19 protein-coding genes are annotated in these 14,504 nt (G+C 70.7%); 7 read left to right on the top strand and 12 right to left on the bottom strand.

Annotated elements, in window-relative coordinates:
• The first annotated feature begins 20 nt into the window (after window positions 1-20).
• A complete protein-coding gene (locus NAEX_RS04530; protein WP_143140791.1) occupies window positions 21-365 on the top strand; it encodes a hypothetical protein in 345 nt (114 codons plus the stop codon).
• A 120-nt stretch (window positions 366-485) separates the two neighbouring features.
• Here the strand turns inward: NAEX_RS04530 and nth are convergent, their stop codons facing one another.
• Window positions 486-1,166 (bottom strand): endonuclease III, encoded by a 681-nt coding sequence (nth, locus tag NAEX_RS04525; protein ID WP_096326290.1) that lies wholly within the window; start codon window positions 1,164-1,166, stop codon window positions 486-488.
• 151 nt (window positions 1,167-1,317) lie between these two features.
• Here nth and NAEX_RS04520 point away from each other — a divergent pair, with 151 nt between their 5' ends.
• The 3 genes from NAEX_RS04520 (at window position 1,318) to NAEX_RS04510 (ending at window position 4,508) form a co-directional block, all read left to right on the top strand.
• On the top strand, window positions 1,318-2,163 hold the full coding sequence (locus NAEX_RS04520) for a hypothetical protein (RefSeq protein WP_096326289.1): 846 nt from the start codon (window positions 1,318-1,320) through the stop codon (window positions 2,161-2,163).
• Window positions 2,164-2,166: 3 nt separating this feature from the next.
• Window positions 2,167-2,562, top strand: coding sequence for a lactoylglutathione lyase (gene gloA, locus NAEX_RS04515; RefSeq protein WP_096326288.1), 396 nt, complete (start codon window positions 2,167-2,169; stop codon window positions 2,560-2,562).
• 185 nt (window positions 2,563-2,747) lie between these two features.
• Window positions 2,748-4,508 carry a CFI-box-CTERM domain-containing protein gene (locus tag NAEX_RS04510; RefSeq protein ID WP_143140792.1) on the top strand — a complete coding sequence of 587 codons (1,761 nt, stop codon included), beginning with the start codon at window positions 2,748-2,750 and terminating at the stop codon, window positions 4,506-4,508.
• Window positions 4,509-4,601: 93 nt separating this feature from the next.
• Here the strand turns inward: NAEX_RS04510 and NAEX_RS04505 are convergent, their stop codons facing one another.
• From NAEX_RS04505 to NAEX_RS04495, 3 genes are all read right to left on the bottom strand, one after another.
• Entirely contained in the window at window positions 4,602-6,485 is a 1,884-nt protein-coding gene (locus NAEX_RS04505) for a serine/threonine-protein kinase (protein WP_096326286.1), read from the bottom strand.
• 224 nt (window positions 6,486-6,709) lie between these two features.
• Window positions 6,710-7,573 (bottom strand): hypothetical protein, encoded by an 864-nt coding sequence (locus tag NAEX_RS49580; RefSeq protein WP_096326285.1) that lies wholly within the window; start codon window positions 7,571-7,573, stop codon window positions 6,710-6,712.
• 107 nt (window positions 7,574-7,680) lie between these two features.
• On the bottom strand, window positions 7,681-8,088 hold the full coding sequence (locus NAEX_RS04495; protein ID WP_170135452.1) for a tyrosine-type recombinase/integrase: 408 nt from the start codon (window positions 8,086-8,088) through the stop codon (window positions 7,681-7,683).
• Window positions 8,089-8,113: 25 nt separating this feature from the next.
• On the opposite strand from NAEX_RS04495, the gene NAEX_RS49575 reads away from it, so the two are divergent.
• Complete coding sequence (locus NAEX_RS49575) at window positions 8,114-8,554, top strand: hypothetical protein (RefSeq protein ID WP_170135451.1); 441 nt, start codon at window positions 8,114-8,116, stop codon at window positions 8,552-8,554.
• A complete protein-coding gene (locus tag NAEX_RS04490; protein ID WP_143825514.1) occupies window positions 8,499-8,879 on the top strand; it encodes a hypothetical protein in 381 nt (126 codons plus the stop codon). The genes NAEX_RS49575 and NAEX_RS04490 overlap by 56 nt, the downstream gene beginning before the upstream one ends.
• Before the next feature lie 327 nt (window positions 8,880-9,206).
• Here NAEX_RS04490 and NAEX_RS04485 read toward each other — a convergent pair whose 3' ends face one another.
• The gene (locus NAEX_RS04485; RefSeq protein ID WP_096326282.1) at window positions 9,207-9,437 is read right to left on the bottom strand and encodes a helix-turn-helix transcriptional regulator; all 231 of its coding nucleotides are present in this window, start codon (window positions 9,435-9,437) and stop codon (window positions 9,207-9,209) included.
• On the opposite strand from NAEX_RS04485, the gene NAEX_RS53675 reads away from it, so the two are divergent.
• A complete protein-coding gene (locus NAEX_RS53675; protein WP_256254069.1) occupies window positions 9,436-9,558 on the top strand; it encodes a hypothetical protein in 123 nt (40 codons plus the stop codon). The two genes, NAEX_RS04485 and NAEX_RS53675, sit on opposite strands and share 2 nt — an antisense overlap.
• A 35-nt stretch (window positions 9,559-9,593) precedes the next feature.
• Here NAEX_RS53675 and NAEX_RS04480 read toward each other — a convergent pair whose 3' ends face one another.
• The 7 genes from NAEX_RS04480 to NAEX_RS04450 all read right to left on the bottom strand — a co-directional run bounded on the left by NAEX_RS04480 (window position 9,594) and on the right by NAEX_RS04450 (window position 14,447).
• On the bottom strand, window positions 9,594-9,797 hold the full coding sequence (locus NAEX_RS04480) for a hypothetical protein (RefSeq protein WP_096326281.1): 204 nt from the start codon (window positions 9,795-9,797) through the stop codon (window positions 9,594-9,596).
• Between the two features lie 5 nt (window positions 9,798-9,802).
• Window positions 9,803-10,396 (bottom strand): class I SAM-dependent methyltransferase, encoded by a 594-nt coding sequence (locus NAEX_RS04475; protein WP_143140794.1) that lies wholly within the window; start codon window positions 10,394-10,396, stop codon window positions 9,803-9,805.
• A 160-nt stretch (window positions 10,397-10,556) separates the two neighbouring features.
• Window positions 10,557-11,408: a hypothetical protein gene (locus tag NAEX_RS04470; protein WP_096326279.1), complete on the bottom strand. Its 852-nt coding sequence runs from the start codon at window positions 11,406-11,408 to the stop codon at window positions 10,557-10,559.
• Window positions 11,401-12,201 carry a hypothetical protein gene (locus NAEX_RS04465; protein ID WP_170135450.1) on the bottom strand — a complete coding sequence of 267 codons (801 nt, stop codon included), beginning with the start codon at window positions 12,199-12,201 and terminating at the stop codon, window positions 11,401-11,403. Before NAEX_RS04465 ends, NAEX_RS04470 begins: the two co-directional genes overlap by 8 nt.
• 506 nt (window positions 12,202-12,707) lie before the next feature.
• Window positions 12,708-13,292 carry a hypothetical protein gene (locus tag NAEX_RS04460; protein WP_143825510.1) on the bottom strand — a complete coding sequence of 195 codons (585 nt, stop codon included), beginning with the start codon at window positions 13,290-13,292 and terminating at the stop codon, window positions 12,708-12,710.
• Window positions 13,293-13,306: 14 nt separating this feature from the next.
• On the bottom strand, window positions 13,307-13,942 hold the full coding sequence (locus NAEX_RS04455) for an IS630 family transposase (protein ID WP_170135336.1): 636 nt from the start codon (window positions 13,940-13,942) through the stop codon (window positions 13,307-13,309).
• Window positions 13,875-14,447: a helix-turn-helix domain-containing protein gene (locus NAEX_RS04450; RefSeq protein WP_096325583.1), complete on the bottom strand. Its 573-nt coding sequence runs from the start codon at window positions 14,445-14,447 to the stop codon at window positions 13,875-13,877. The genes NAEX_RS04455 and NAEX_RS04450 overlap by 68 nt, the downstream gene beginning before the upstream one ends.
• Window positions 14,448-14,504: the final 57 nt, after the last annotated feature.

The following is a 14,504-nucleotide window of genomic DNA, read 5'->3' as shown; positions in this document are numbered from 1 at the left end:
GGCGGCGTATGCTGCCGGCCATGGACGAGCGGGCGCTGTCCGACCTGTGCGACGGCCTCGAGGCGCTGATCCGGCGCCTCCACCCCGACGGCCCGCGCCTCGACCTCGCGCCTTCGCGGGCCGAGTTCGTGGCGGCGCTGGCGGCCATCGACGACGAGCGCAGCCACGACCTCGGACCCTCGCAGGGCAGCCTGACGCGGGAGGACGCGCTGCGGATCCGCAGCAGCAAGTTCGTCGCCTCGCTGCTGCCGCCCGGCATGTTCGCCGACCCCGGCGTGCGCCGCGAGATCGCCCGCACCGTCCGCGCCCTCGCCGAGGCCGCGCTCGGGCCGCTGGCCGCGAGCCGCTACCTCGATCGCGCTTGAGGACATGTCATGATGAGCATGTCTTGAAGACAATGGCGAAATGGACATGTTCGAAAGGGCATGCCCGATCGACCTTGTCGCGGGTCGACCGCTCCGAGCTCGCCCGGCGGGCCCGCGCCGTCACTCCGACGCGGCGACGCGGGCGGCCGCGCGGGCGCGGGCCTCGGCGGCCAGGCGGGTCTTGACGCCCGCCCACGAGCAGATCGGGCACACCTTGGGGTCGTGGCCGCGGGCCGGGCAGTGCTCGCGGCCGAAATAGATGATTTGCAGGTGGAGCCTGGACCACGCCTCGGGCGGCCACAGGGCCTTGAGGTCGGCCTCGGTCTTCTCGACGCTGGTGCCGTCGGACAGGCCCCAGCGGGCGGCCAGGCGGTGGATGTGGGTGTCGACCGGGAAGGCCGGCACGCCGAACGCCTGGACCATGACGACGCTGGCGGTCTTGTGGCCGACGCCCGGCAGGGCCTCGAGCGCGGCCATGTCGTTCGGGACCTGTCCGCCGTGGCGCTCGAGCAGCAGCTCCGACAGCCGGCGGATGTTCTTGGCCTTGGCCGGGGCGAGGCCGCAGGTGCGGATGAAGCCGAGGATCTCGGCCTCGGTCAGGCGCGCCATCGCCTCGGGCGTCGGCGCGCGGCGGAACAGCTCCGGCGTGACCAGGTTGACCCGCGCGTCGGTGGTCTGGGCCGACAGCACCACCGCGACCAGCAAGGTGAACGGATCGCCGTGGAGCAGCGGCATCGGCGGCTGCGGGTAGAGGCGGTCGAGGATGGCCTGGATCTTGCGGGCCTTTTCGCTGCGCTTCATGGGGACGCTGTCCGACCAGCGTACTCGAAACAGGGGCGAAATCGAACATCGCCGCTCCGGGCGCGGCAGACGGCCCCCACCCGGGCCGCGAGCCCCGGGCCGGTCCGGCGAATTCTCGCCGGGGACGGGCCGTTTTCGTACAATCGAGGCCATGCGCTCGACCCCCCGCCTCGCCCTCGTCCTCGCCGCCGTGAGCCTGGGTTGCAGCCCGACCACGTCGGGCAGCACGACCCCGCCCCCCGACAACACCGCCGGCGGCACCGGACCGACGATCGGCGGCCCACCCCCCGCGGACGGCGGAGCGACGCCGGGCGGCGCGCAGAACCCCGGCGACGCCGCCGGCGGCGCCACCGACCCGGCGAGCGGCCAGAACGGCGCGGCCCCCGGCGTGGTGGCAGGTTCGCCGAACGACAACCGCTTCCTGGCCCCCGAGATCTCGCACTCGAAGGGGGTGCCCGGCGGGGTGGTGGTGCTGTTCCCCCGCATCATCCCCAGCGCGATCGCGGCCGAGAACCAGGCCTACGGCCAGCAGGTCCAGCAGAAGATGAAGCAGCTGGTCGAGAAGGCGCTGCCCGGGCGGCCGATCGACGTGCGCCCGTCGCCCGAGCGCGTGTGCCCCAAGGCCGGCTGCGACGCGATGTCGATCGGCGTGCTGTTCACGCGGCAGAACAACTCGTGCGTGGCGGTCGCGCTGGTCAACGCGCCCGGCGTGTCGACCACCAAGCTGGTGCCGTGGGGCGGCGAGGTCACGCTCAAGGCCGACCCGATCCAGTTCCGCGACCCGCCCGAGAACTTCGTGACGATCAAGGACTACGCCAACTGCGACCAGCTCGTGGCCGAGATGGGCAAGGCGGACAGCTTCGTCGAGGCGGCCCTGCGCGCGGCCGCCGGCCCGGCCGCCACCGGCACCACGCCGGCCAATCCGACGTCGCCCGGCATCGCCGCCCCGGCCTCGCCGGCCTCCGGCACGGTGACCGCCAAGCCCAACGGGAAGTGAGCCGTGCGGATCCTTCACACCATGCTCCGCGTCGGCGACCTCGAGAAGTCGCTGGCGTTCTATACCGAGGTCCTCGGCATGCGCCTGCTGCGGCGCCGCGACTACCCCGACGGCCGCTTCACCCTGGCGTTCGTCGGCTTCGGCGAGGAGTCCGAGACCGCCGTGCTCGAGCTGACCCACAACTGGGACACGCCGAAGTACGAGCTCGGCACCGGCTACGGCCACGTCGCGCTCGAGGTCGAGGACGCGGCCGCCGCCTGTGACGCCATCCGCGCCCGCGGCGGCAAGGTCGTCCGCGAGGCCGGGCCGATGAAGCACGGCACCACCGTGATCGCCTTCGTCGAGGACCCCGACGGCTACAAGATCGAGCTGATCGAGCGCAAGAACCGGGTCGACTGACACGGCATGCCCCTCCGGGCATGTCCCTCCGGGCATGCTCCTCCGGGCATGCTCCTGGGGTCCTGGCTCTTGCAACCTGTCCCCGGGGTCATGTCGCCGGGCCGGCCCCGCGCGTTGGCGCCAGGTCGGCGCGCGGTCGGAGGGTCGGCGAGCGCGGGCCGGGGTCGCGTGGTATGGTGCCGGCGATGGTCGCCCGCGCGAGGAGGGACCCCGGAGCCTTCGCGGCGCAGGCCGTGACGACGGCCGCGCGTCCCGGCCGGGGCGGGCGGGCGCTCGGGTCGCTCGCGGCCGCGCTCGCGCTCGCGCCGGCGCGGGCCGGCGCGGCCGAGCCGGTGCTGGTCGAGTTCCACTACACGCCGGTGCCGAACGTGCAGATGGCGATCTGGCTCGAGGACCGGGACGGAAAGCACGCGCTCGACGTCCTCGTCACCCAGGCGACCGGCAAGTACGGGATCGGCAACCGGCCGGGGCGCTGGGACTTCTTGTCGAGCTGGCGCGCGCCCTACGGCCCGCGCCCGTCGGTGCTGCCGATCTGGGCCCACCGCAGCGGCCGGACCTACCCGCGCGTCATCTTCTTCGACAGCGAGCCGCTCGACCTCGAGTCGCTCGGCTGGCACGAGAACAGCAGCACCGCCGAGAACTACTTCTGCATCCCGCTGACGCCGGCGGACCACGAGACGGTGGTCGTCGACACGATGACCTGCCCGTCGCCGAAGAACTTCAGCACCGACAAGGGCCGCTTCGACCCCGAGGGCGGGCGGAGCGTCTACCCGCCGCGCAACGATCTGATGGTGTTCGACCCGCAGCTCGACTCGCCGGACGCGAAGGAGTACGCGGGGCTCAACCAGCTCGACGGGGTCACCGCGGCCACCCCGGCCGGCGACCGCGAGGACTTCACGGCGTTCCTCATCCCCGCCGAGGTGGTCGCCCGCGGCCCGCTGACCGCCCGCGTCGAGGTCAGCCTCGAGGGCGACGAGAACGAGACCTACGCGTTCGACCGCGAGACCGACCACTACGTCGACCCGCGGCTCAGCAACTACGGGGTCGAGTACCTCGGCCAGCCGTCGGTGCTGTACGAGGTGACCTTCGACCCGAACGAGCGCGGCTTCACCGGCACCGACCGGTACAGCGGCTACGGCGACTGGGACGGGGCCACCGGCGCGATCCACCCGCGCGACGCGACGATCTCCGAGGACGGCGGCAGCGGCGGCGACCGCCTGAAGTCGATGACGAAGAACGGCGACACGTTCCGCTGGGGCGTGTTCTCGTACGGCGAGGACGGGCAGGGCGGCGACACCGACGGCGACGGCTGGCAGGGCAGCTGCGAGTTCCGCGAACTGGCGCCGATCGAGGACCTGCAGGCCGAGGTGCTCGACTTCGACCGGGTGCGCCTCACCTTCGTGGTGCCGCCGCAGACCGACCCAAAGTTCAAGCTGTCGCGGATGAAGATCCGCCACGTCACCGGCGAGGACGTCGCATGGACCCCCGAGGTGTTCGACGCCGCCTACGAGGTGCCGCCGATCGACCCGCTGACGCTCGCGCCGCTCGGCCAGCCGAGCACCGTCGAGGTCGCCCAGCTGTGGGGCGACTACACCTACCAGTTCGCGGTGCTCTACGAGGACAGCTGCGCCAACCGCAGCCCGATCGCCACGGTCAGCGCGACGACCACGGCGCAGAAGTTCCAGACCGTCGACTCGTTCTGCTTCGTCGCCACCGCGGCGTTCGGCGCCCCGTGGGCCGCCCAGGTCGCGGCGCTGCGGGCCTTCCGCGACGCCTGGCTCAAGCCCTCGGCCACCGGGGTCGATCTGGTCCGGTTCTACTACGCCTACAGCCCGCCGCTGGCGCGCGTGATCGCGGGCGAGCCGCTGCTCCGCGGGCTGGCGCGCGTGGTGCTGGCGCCGGTCGCCGACGCGGCCCGCCTGGCGACCGCGGCCGGCGGGTCCTGAGGCCGCGGCGGTTGGCCGAAGAGACATGCGCCGAGGAGCATGTCCTGGGCCGCCTGTCCCGGAGGCAATGTCCCCGAGAGCATGTCCCGGGAGCTAGATCTGGTAGTCGCTGTTGTAGACGAACGCCTGCTTGCCCTTCTTGAAGCGGCGCTTCTCGAAGGCCTTGACGACGCAGTCGCCGAACGCGGCGTTGTCCTTGTGCGAGCGCAGCTGGGCGTCGAGCTTGCCGCTGCCGGCCTCGACGTTGACGGCGACGCGCACGAGCTCCTTGGCGGCCTCGTGCTGGCTGGCGCAGCGGCGGACGTCGCTGGCGAGCGCGCCGAAGAACTCCTTGCGCTCCTCGTCGGTCGACTGGACCAGATTCTGGGGCGGGCTCTTCTTGTGCGGCTTCTCGTCGTCGTCGGGCTTGTGCGGCTTCTTCTTCGGCTCGTCGTCCTTCTTCTCGTCGTCCTTCTTCTCGTCGTCCTTCTTCTCGTCGTCGGGGGCGCGAGGGACGTCGCCGGTGCCGCTGGCGTCGGGCGTGGCGCCGGGGATGACGATGGTGGCGATCGGGTCGGGCGGCTCGGTCGCCTCGGGCTCGCGGTTCAGGAGGTAGTAGACGAGGCCGCCGAGGCCGACGACCACGAGGAGGAGCAGCCCGGCCAGGGCGCGGTACGGGTTGGGGCGGGCGGAGAAGTTGCTCGGCTCGTCGTCGACCTCGGTCGGGATCACCGGCAGGGGCGGCGGCGCGGGCTCGGGGGGCATGCGCGCGGCGACCGAGCCGGTCGGGCTCTTGCGCGGCGGCGGCGTGGCGTGGCCGGGCGTCGGATGAGCGTGGCGCGGGGTCGGGTGGCGAGGGCCGTCGGGCAGCGGGCGCGCGGTCGACTCGGTGGTCAGCACGTCGTCGCTGCTGCCCTGGACGCCGAACTCGTCGGGCTCCCAGCTCAGCGGCCCGACGTTCTGCGTGTAGCGCAGGGCCCGATCGGCCTCGATGATCGCGTCGGCGAACTCGCGGATGGTCTGGAAGCGCTCGGCGGGGTCCTTGCGCAGCGCGTGCAGGACGATCTTCTCGATCGACTCGGGGATCCCGGCATCGGGCGCGCGCTTGCGCGGCGGCTCGGGCTCGTCGACCATCTGCATGGCCACGGTGGCCATGAAGGTCTGGCCCTTGAACGGCACGCTGCCGGTCAGCAGCTCGTACATCACGACGCCGACCGAGTACACGTCGACCCGCGCGTCGGGCTTCTGATCGCGGGCGATCTCGGGGGCCATGTACTCGGGCGTGCCGAGCAGCGTCCCGGCCTCGGTCGCCATCTTCTGGCGCTCGGCGCGGCCGCTGGCGGTGCCGTCGACGATGACCTTGGCGATCCCGAAGTCGAGGATCTTGATGAAGTCCGGGTTGCCGCCGCGCTTGATGCGAAAGCAGTTGTCCGGCTTCATGTCGCGGTGGACGATGCCGGCCTCGTGGGCGGCGTCGAGGGCCCGGCAGATCTGGAGCAGGATCCGCCGCACCCGCGTCCACGGCTGCCGGCCCTCGCGCGCGAGCATCGTCGCCAGGTCCTCGCCCTCGAGGTACTCCATCGTCAGGAACGCGAGGCCCTGCTTCGTGTAGCCGAAGTCGGTGATGTCGACGATGTGCTCGTGGTGCAGCATCGAGGCCGTGCGGGCCTCTTGCAGGAAGCGGGCGATGATCTCGGGGCTGTCGCCGTACTCGGGCGAGAGCACCTTGATCGCGAGCTTGCGGCCGATCGTGATGTGCTCGGCCTGGTACACCGAGCCCATGCCGCCTTCGCCGATGCGCTTGATCAGGCGGTAGCGGTCGGCGAGCACGGTCCCGACCAGGTTGCTGTAGTCAGGCGGCGGAGCGGCCACCGACGTCTCGGTCGTCGTCGGGGCTACGGTGTTCACGACGGGGCTCGGCTCGATCGGCGCGGCCTCCCCGGCCTCGGCGGGAGCCTCCTCGCCGGTCGCAGTCGAGTTGGGTGGCACGATCCGCATGAATGACGGGTTGTGTCAGCATACCCCAGGCGCGTGGAAGCGGGGCGATGCTGGCCCCCATTCCGCGATCGTCGTCTCGCTGTGCGCGCGCGTTCGCGCCGCGGAGCACACCGGGTGCGGCACTCGATTTCGTGAGACGAGCCGGCCCGGCGCGCCGTGAAGCGGGCCGGGCCAGGAGCTGCGGCGGTCGCCGACGGACGGCGACGAGGTGTGCAAATGAATGCTCAGCCCGGCAGTCCGCGGACGGCGGCCACGAGGTCGCCGACGGTGAGCGCCTCGGGCAGGCCCTTCTCGCCGAGCAGGTTCCACAGCGGCAGCAGCGAGGCGTCGGCCGGCTGGTCGCGCAGGGCCTCGCCGAGAGCGCGGGTCGCCGCGCGGCGCTTGCCGAGCGCGAGGCCGCGGGCGAGGGCCTCGGCGATCGGGTTGCTCGGACGCTTGCGCTCGGGCGGCTGGGCGGCGGCGCCGGCGATGATCCGTTGACCGCCGACCACGCGCCGGGCGCCCGCGTCGGGCGCGCGCGAGGGCCGGGTGATGATCTCGGGCTCGCCGGGAGCGGCGGGCTCGGCGACCTCGGGCGCGGCGCTCCCGGCCGGGGCCTCGTCGCTCGCCGCGGCGGGCGCCGCGGCGGCCTCGTCGGCGCGCTCCCCGGGACCCCCCGCCCGTACGCGCTCGATGACCGGCGCGGGGGCGTCGCGGCGCCAACGCCGGCGCTCCCACGCGTCGTCGCGCTCGCCGGGCCGCGGGGCAGGCTCGCCGGCGGCGACCCGCTGCTCGAGCGCCTGGCCGCGCTGGAGGATCTCCTCGCCGTGGCCGCGTGGCAGCACGGTGACGACCGTGTCCTCCTTGATGATCGCGTAGAGCACGTCGCCGAAGCTCTCGAGCGGGATCAAGATCTGCGGCTCGGCGAGCATGACGTCGAGCGTGCGCACGGCCTTGCCCGAGTCCTCGGCGTTGGTGATCGCGTGGTCGAGGCGGTCGCGCAGCGCCTCGTCGTCGTCCTCGCCGAGCGTGGGGACGAGCTCGCGCAGGCGCTGCACGGCGCGGTGGGTGATGCTGTAGCGACGATGACCGGGAAACGGGTTCCGCATGGTGCTCTGCCGCGCGGGTGTATCGCGGCGGCGACGAGTTTGCCACCGCGCATCCGCGGGCGCGGGTGAAATTTTGCGACATAACCATCACCTGGTGGCCAAGTCCGCTAAACTACTGACAGTTTACGCGCCCGCCGCCGGGTGGCGGGCGCCCGTGTCAGATCCGTGCCACCCGCAGAGACCTCCTCGGCCTCAGCCTCGGCCCGCAGGGTGGCCAGGCGATCCACCGCCGCCCGCGCCATCCCCGCCACGGCGTGGAGGTAGCGCATGGTCGAGGTGATGCTCTTGTGGCCGGCGATCGCCTGCGCCGTCCGCAGGTCGGCACCGCCGGCGAGCAAGTGCGACAGGCATGTGTGCCGCAGCTTGTGCAGGCTCGCCAACGGCAGCCCGGCCCGCTCGAGCGCGTGGTGCAGGGCGCCCGAGAGCGTGTGGGTGGTCGCCGGCTCGCCTGTGGGCTTGACCAGCACGAGCTGCTCGACCCGACCGCCGGCACCCTCGACGATCGGCCGCAACACGTCGGCGAGGCGTCGGCTGATCGGGATGACGCGCCTTGCCGTTCTCTGGCGGGCCGACGATGCGGTCGCCGCCCGGCACGATGGTGACCGACCGGGCGACACGGATCTCCCGGCGGCGCAGCGCCAGGTCGCCCGCCTGAAGCCCAAGCATCTCGCCGTGGCGAAGGCCAGCCTCGCCGCCGAGCAGCACGACCAGCAGCTGGAGGTGCCCGAGCTCCCCCGCGGCGTTGACGATCCGCTCGAAGTCCGCCGGCTGCCAACACGCCGGGGCGTCGTCGTCGGGGACCTTGATCAGCTTGATCCGCGGCGCCGCGTCGCGGGCCCCGATGCCGGCGGCGTAGCGGAGCACACCGCCGCGCGCGACGAGCGTGACGTTCAGGGTGGCCGGGGCGTACCAGGCGAGCTCCCGCTTGACCCTGGCGATGTCGAGCTCCGCCGATGCTGCGCACGGGCCGGTCGCCGATGAACGGCAGAACCGCGGCGATGCGCTCGCGGAGGCTCTTGAGCGTGGTGGGCCGCAGGCGCTCGGCGACGCCGGCCTCAAGCCACATGGCCGCCGCCTCGGCGAAGGTGAGCCGGTCGAGGCGCTCGCGCTCCTCGGCCTCCTGCTGCTCCTGCTGCTTCGCCCGCGCGAGTTGCCGAGCTTCGCGCGTTTGCGGCGGGGGCTGGCCCGCCTCGATGTCTCGCCTCACCTGCTCGGCCCAGCGCTGGGCGCCCGACTTGCTGGTGATCGAGCGCAGCACCGTGATGCGGACGCGCTCGGCTTGAGCTGGCCGGGGCGGAGCGCGTAGATGACGGCTTGCATGCGCTCGCGCTTGCCGTCGCGGCGCGTGGTGATCTTGATGCTCAAGTCCGCTCACGTTTCTGCCAGGACCTCCGCGCTCGATCCTGCCGCGCGCGCGGAACCTGGCACAATTGGACGTCGGTCAAGGGGCTCCGGGACAAACGAGCGGACGACCAGGCGTCGCCGCCGTGGAAGTAGGCCCGGCTGGCGACGCTGACGCGCTCGACGGGCGCGCCGCAGGCCGGGTAGGGGATCACGGCGCCCTCGGCGTAGCCGCGTTCGGGCGTGCCGGGTCATGGCCGGCGAGGCTGGCGATCTCGGACCGGAGGGGGGGTCAAACCTCCTTCGCCGCCAGTCGGGTCCCTCCTTCGAGCTGAGCCTTGAGCCAGCGTTCGATCTCGTCGCGGCGCCATCGGACACCGATGCCGGCAATCCGCGTGCCGCGCGGCACAAAGCCGCGGGAAACCGCGTTGCGGACTGCGCCGACTGACTTCCCGAGGATGTCGGCGAGCTGCCGATACGTGAGCAGTTCGATCTGATTGTGGTCGCGTGTCTTGTTGGACATGTCTCTCCATTCCGGCGACGGCGCGTGGCTCGACGACGAGCCATCCGTCGCGGGTGCGAGTGATTCGTGCGCCGGCGGCGACGCGACGACGGGGGCGGCTCGCCGGTGGAGCACCCGCTGAGGAACTCTTCACCATATCCCACCTCCTGTGTCCCATCATCTCTTTCGCATGCTCAACCCAATGCCGATGCCGCACAGCACGCCGAGCGCGCTCGAGACAGCGGCGCAGACCAGAGCCCGGTTTTGGTCGGCGATGCCGAGGCGATGCAGGTCTGCGCGGGCCTGGCGGAGCTGATCGGTGAGCGCGCGCGCCTCGGCTCGCGCGAGCTCGAGGGCCTGCTCGACGTTCGAGGTCGCCATGGCCCTCATTTCCGTCCCTTCGGCCAGAACGCCGCCGCGAGGGCGACGCCCAGCGCGCCGGTGATGACGAGCTTCTCCTCGAGGCCGACGGCCCTCATGGCGACGGCCTGGCCGCTGCCGTCGGCGTTCACGGTGCCTCGCCAGCGTGCGCCCGGGTAGAGCCGCGCGGTCAATGTCCACGGCTGAACGGTGACGACGAACACGTTGTCGGCGCTGCCGGCCATCCGCGAGATTTCAGCGAGCGCTGCGTTGAGGTCCGGGACGTACTCGAGGACGCAGGACACGAACACGACGGCGGAGTCGTCGGCGATGTCGGCGATCGGGCCCTTGGTGATGTCGGCGACGACCGTGACCGGGCACCCGCGGCAGCCGTTCAAGTCGACGCACACGTCGCCGCAACCGTAGGCGCGCATCAGGCGGGTGTGCATGCCGGCGTCGGGGTCGCCGATGACGACGAGCCGGCGCCCGAGGGCCTCGGCCCGTTCGGTCGCAGTCTGAAAGGCGGCGGTGCGCTCGCGGAAGCGAATGAGGGCCGCGGCACCTTCGACCAGGCCTACGTAGCCCAGGATCATGCGGGCCGCGAGTTTGGGCGAAGACACGTCAACGCCTCCTTCCGAGCGACGGACCGGCGATGGGCACCGCGAGCGCACCTGGGCCCGCGCCATCGGCGTCGCGGATGCGATTGTAGGACTCGATATTCACCCACTCCTCCCCTCTCGCGCCGGGCGGCGCGTCGTCACATGTGTAGTTTTCGAGGGCTCACTGCCGCGCAGCGGCCAGGGCGGCCGTCGTCAAGCCGAGGACGGGGATTCCCGCGGCGACATACGGGGCCCACTTCACGATTGTGGCGACCCCCTTCGCCGCCTCGTTGGCGCTCGATGCGACTTCGCTGGCGGTCTCGGCCGCGGTCATAGCGGCTGTCTCGACGGACAGGTAGAGCTGGCTCAGGGGGTTGTCGCGCAGGAAGTCGACGTCCCAGGTGCGGATCGCATCTGCCCAGAGAAATTGGGCCTTCTCCAGCTCCGTGTCGTCGGTCGGATCATCGTGCCATCCGCCGTCGTGTGTCGATCCCTGGTTCTCGATCAGGATCGAGACTGGTGGCGGGTTACCGTCGTGAGGCAAGAGCGTCAGCCACGGGTCTTTGAACCACTCCTTCGACAGGCCGCGCATCCTCGTGATGAAAAGGTCGCGGGCGTCGCCTCGGGCGCCCGCATAGGCGTCCGTGGCGAGGGCCCGGGCGAGTTCGGTCAACGGCTCACGGTCGGCGGGCGCGATGAACTGGAGCGCCTGGAGGCGTGTGCGAAGGTCGCGGTGCGGGTTGTCCCTCGCGCTCGCGAGGGCGTGCTGGATAGCAGGGGGCTTGCCGTCGTCGGTGCGCAGCAGCCACTTCGGGTGCAGGCGCGACAGGATCCCCTCCTCCTGGATCTGGGCGCCCCAGCGGGCCTCCTTGTCGGCGTGCATCCGTGCCACGCCGTCAGCGATGGCAGAGCTGATCGCCGCGTTGACGATCAGGAGCGCCTCCCACTTGCGGTCCTCGAGCTCCTCGAGTGTGAGGGCCGACAGCTCGTAGACCTTCTTCGCCAAGACGGCGATGTCCTTGTTGTCAGCCATCGGCCGAGGCTCCGGCGGCCTGGCGCTCGCGTTCGACGAGCGCCCGCATCGCGCTGACCTCCTGCTCGAGGGCGACGACGCGGACGAGGCTCTGCATGTGGTGCTGGTCGACCACCTCGGTGAACTCGCCGATCAGCTCAATGGCGCGCGCCACCTCTTGCTCCGTCGCCGCGAGGGGCAGCGGTGAGGCGACATCCGGCTCGGCGACAGCCTCGAGCGTGCTCTCGGGTGCCGCCTCGGTGCCGGCAGAGGGCGCCTCGGCGGCGACCTCGCCCGTCTGCTCCTCGGGGGCGGACCTCTGCCCTTGCGACGGCGCCGCGACTGGGACGGGCGCGCTCTTGCCGGCGCGAAGTTCGTGGAGCTCCTGGCGCAGCTTGGCCAGCTCGGCCTCGGCATGCTTCAGACGGAGGTCGAGGTCGGCATCGTGGGCCGCCACGCGACGCTGGAGCGCGCCGAGCCGTTGCTCGACCAAGGCGACCAGCGAGGGCCGCGGCTCCGCCACGTTTGCCGTGGGCGGCGTGGCCGGAGCGGCAGCAGCGGCGTTGGACCAGGGCGTCGGCGGCTTGCCAGCAGCTCGCGCCGCGTCGAGGGCCTCGCGGGTGAACTCAGGCCGGACCTTCAGCAACCCGGGCGCGGTCATCGACGCCGGCGGGGTTGGCCATGTAGGCGTTGCTCCCGGCGGTGACGGCGGCTCCATCGTCGGCGAAGGCGGGATCGGCCACGTGTTGATCGGTCCCGATTGCTGCGACGGCGGGGGCACCGCTGCGTGCGGATTCGGGGGCGGCGTGACCACCGGCCCCGCGCTCGTCGGCATCCCGCAGCCGAACTGCTGCGCGAACTTTGCAGCAAGATCATCGGATCGGGGTTCTCGGCGATCATCGAGGCGACCTTCTTGGCCTCCGCGGTGCTGCCCATGAGCTGTTCGAGCACCTCCTGAAGCCCCGGGATCTTGAGCCCCGACTTCTCCATCACGTCGTCGAGCGGTGTCGGGTGCTTGCCCGAGTTCGCCAGCCTCGCCTGTCGGCCTCGACGAAGCTCTTGCCGAGTAGCATCGCTGTGCGAGTCCGGGCCGCTCTCCGGGGGCATCCCCGAACTGCCGCCTTCGGATTGACCCTCGGGACGTTCAATGAGAACGGTGAAGTGGAACCGTATTGAGGCGCTCGCCTTCGCCGCAGCGTCGCCCTCACTGCAGGGTGACGTGCTCTCGCAGTCGCTTGAGCGGCCCGACGAACCGAGCGGCCTCGCCGTAATTCTTTGCCGTCGACCGGGAGCGCCGTTGCCGGCGCCCCCGCCCTCCCGTCACTCATGGTCAGCAGGATTGAGAGCGCCCGTAGGCGCCGCAGGAAGGACCGGGTCAACAAACGAATTCAGTCGCTGGCGCCGAGCGGATGCGCGAACGCGCTTGGTAAGGCCGATGATCCACAGAACGCCCAGGGCCTTCGTCCACCAGCTTGGGTAGAAGATGAAGACGAGGAACGCGAGGTTGACGACGTGATGAACCAGGCGGTTGTATCTTCCGAGCAACCGGGTCATGAAGTCCTCATAGTCATCGAGACCGCTCAAACGAGAAGCGGGCGCAGGTACTTTTTCCGTCGATGAGGACTCGGCATCAGCAACCAGCATGCGCCGATGTCGCTGGACGAGCCGCTTGCGGGCAAGCCGCTCCACAAGGCCCCCCCAAAGTTGATGGTACAGGTAGAAGCCCAGCGCGGGCTGCCACCAGGCCACGTTAAAATGCAGCGTGAGCGGAAAGATGAAGGCGAAGAAGGGCAGCCAGAAGATGAGTGCGATGGGTGTCAGCAATGCCCGCGCCCAGAATTGATCAGTCGGCAACCAGCCCCAAGGCTGGGGGGGGAGCGGCGTATGAACTTTGAGCGCAGACATGGGCACCGTCTCGGCTAGTGCTCCGACCGCGACGTAGTGATCTGGCTGATTCTGAACACCGCTCGGGCTTGCTCCTTGGTGAACCGCCAAGTGATCTTCCGCCGCCGGCGGTGGGCGTCCTTGTTCCACAGAGACGTTCGACGGCGCAGTTCGGAGAGAGAGCCGATCCGAAGCCGTCCAAGGCATTCACGTGACCATAAGCTCGCCTCGTTCTCGGCAGGGTTGAGCCAACTCCCGTGCTTGGGAGTATAGTGCACGGTAAACCGGCTCCAAAGCTCGCGCCCCGCGTCATCGCCGAAAGCGGTGCATAACGAGTTCTGGCGGTGGGTGTTAAGATTGTCCATGACGAGGTGAATTGTCCGCGCCGAACGATATCGTTGAGCTATCTTGCGGAGAGCCCGAGCGAACTGCTTCGCCGTGCGGTTCGGCGTCGCATAGGTCAGGTGGCGCCCTGCCTTGGGTTCGACGATGCAGAAGACATTTGCGGTTCCGCGCCGCACGTATTCATAGTCTTGACGGGCCATGCGGCCAGGTGAGGCTGGCCGGCCAGGTCGAGCGGGGTCTCGAAGCACGACCGGTCGTTCATCCAGAGCGACGACCGGCTCCGACGCGTCGGCTGGTCGCGCCAGGGTGTCGAGGACGTCGTCCATCCGCGCGACGTACTCCTCGTCGATCTGAGGAACGCACCACATTTTTTTCCCGCCACGGTTTGAGCGCGTGGTTTTTCAGCAACACCCGGATCGTCTCCCGGCCGACTTGGTCGACGAGCTTGCGTTTCATGCACTCCTCGACGATGAGCATGATTGTCCACCGAGCGCGTCCTTCAGGAGGTGGCCCGCAGACCATGGCGACGATCGCGGCTTCTTGCCGAGCATCGAGCTTCCGCGGTGGGACCGGTCGCTTCGCGTCCTTGAGCGCGACCTCGACGCCCGCAGCGAGATACCGCTCTCCAACCCGCCGAACCGAGGGGACCGCCGATCCAACCGCTGCCGCCGTCGCCGCCAGCGTCTTCCCCTCGTCCAGCAACTGCAGCATGCGAATTCGCTTCCAGGTCCGCACCGTGAGCCGCTCCCGGGCTTTTCGGCGCAGGAGCTCTCGATCCTCGTCCTTGAGCTTGAGTCCGGGGAACCGGGGCCGCGGCTTCTTCTGCCTCATGGCACCCGTAGATCACGTTCCAGGTCAGAGCGCAAATTCGCGCATCGTTTTCGGATC

Source organism: Nannocystis exedens (assembly GCF_002343915.1).
In the GTDB taxonomy this organism is placed as follows: Bacteria; Myxococcota_A; Polyangia; order Nannocystales; family Nannocystaceae; genus Nannocystis; species Nannocystis exedens.
Note: the sequence above shows the minus strand (reverse complement) of the source record. Positions and strands in the feature narration are given on the sequence as shown.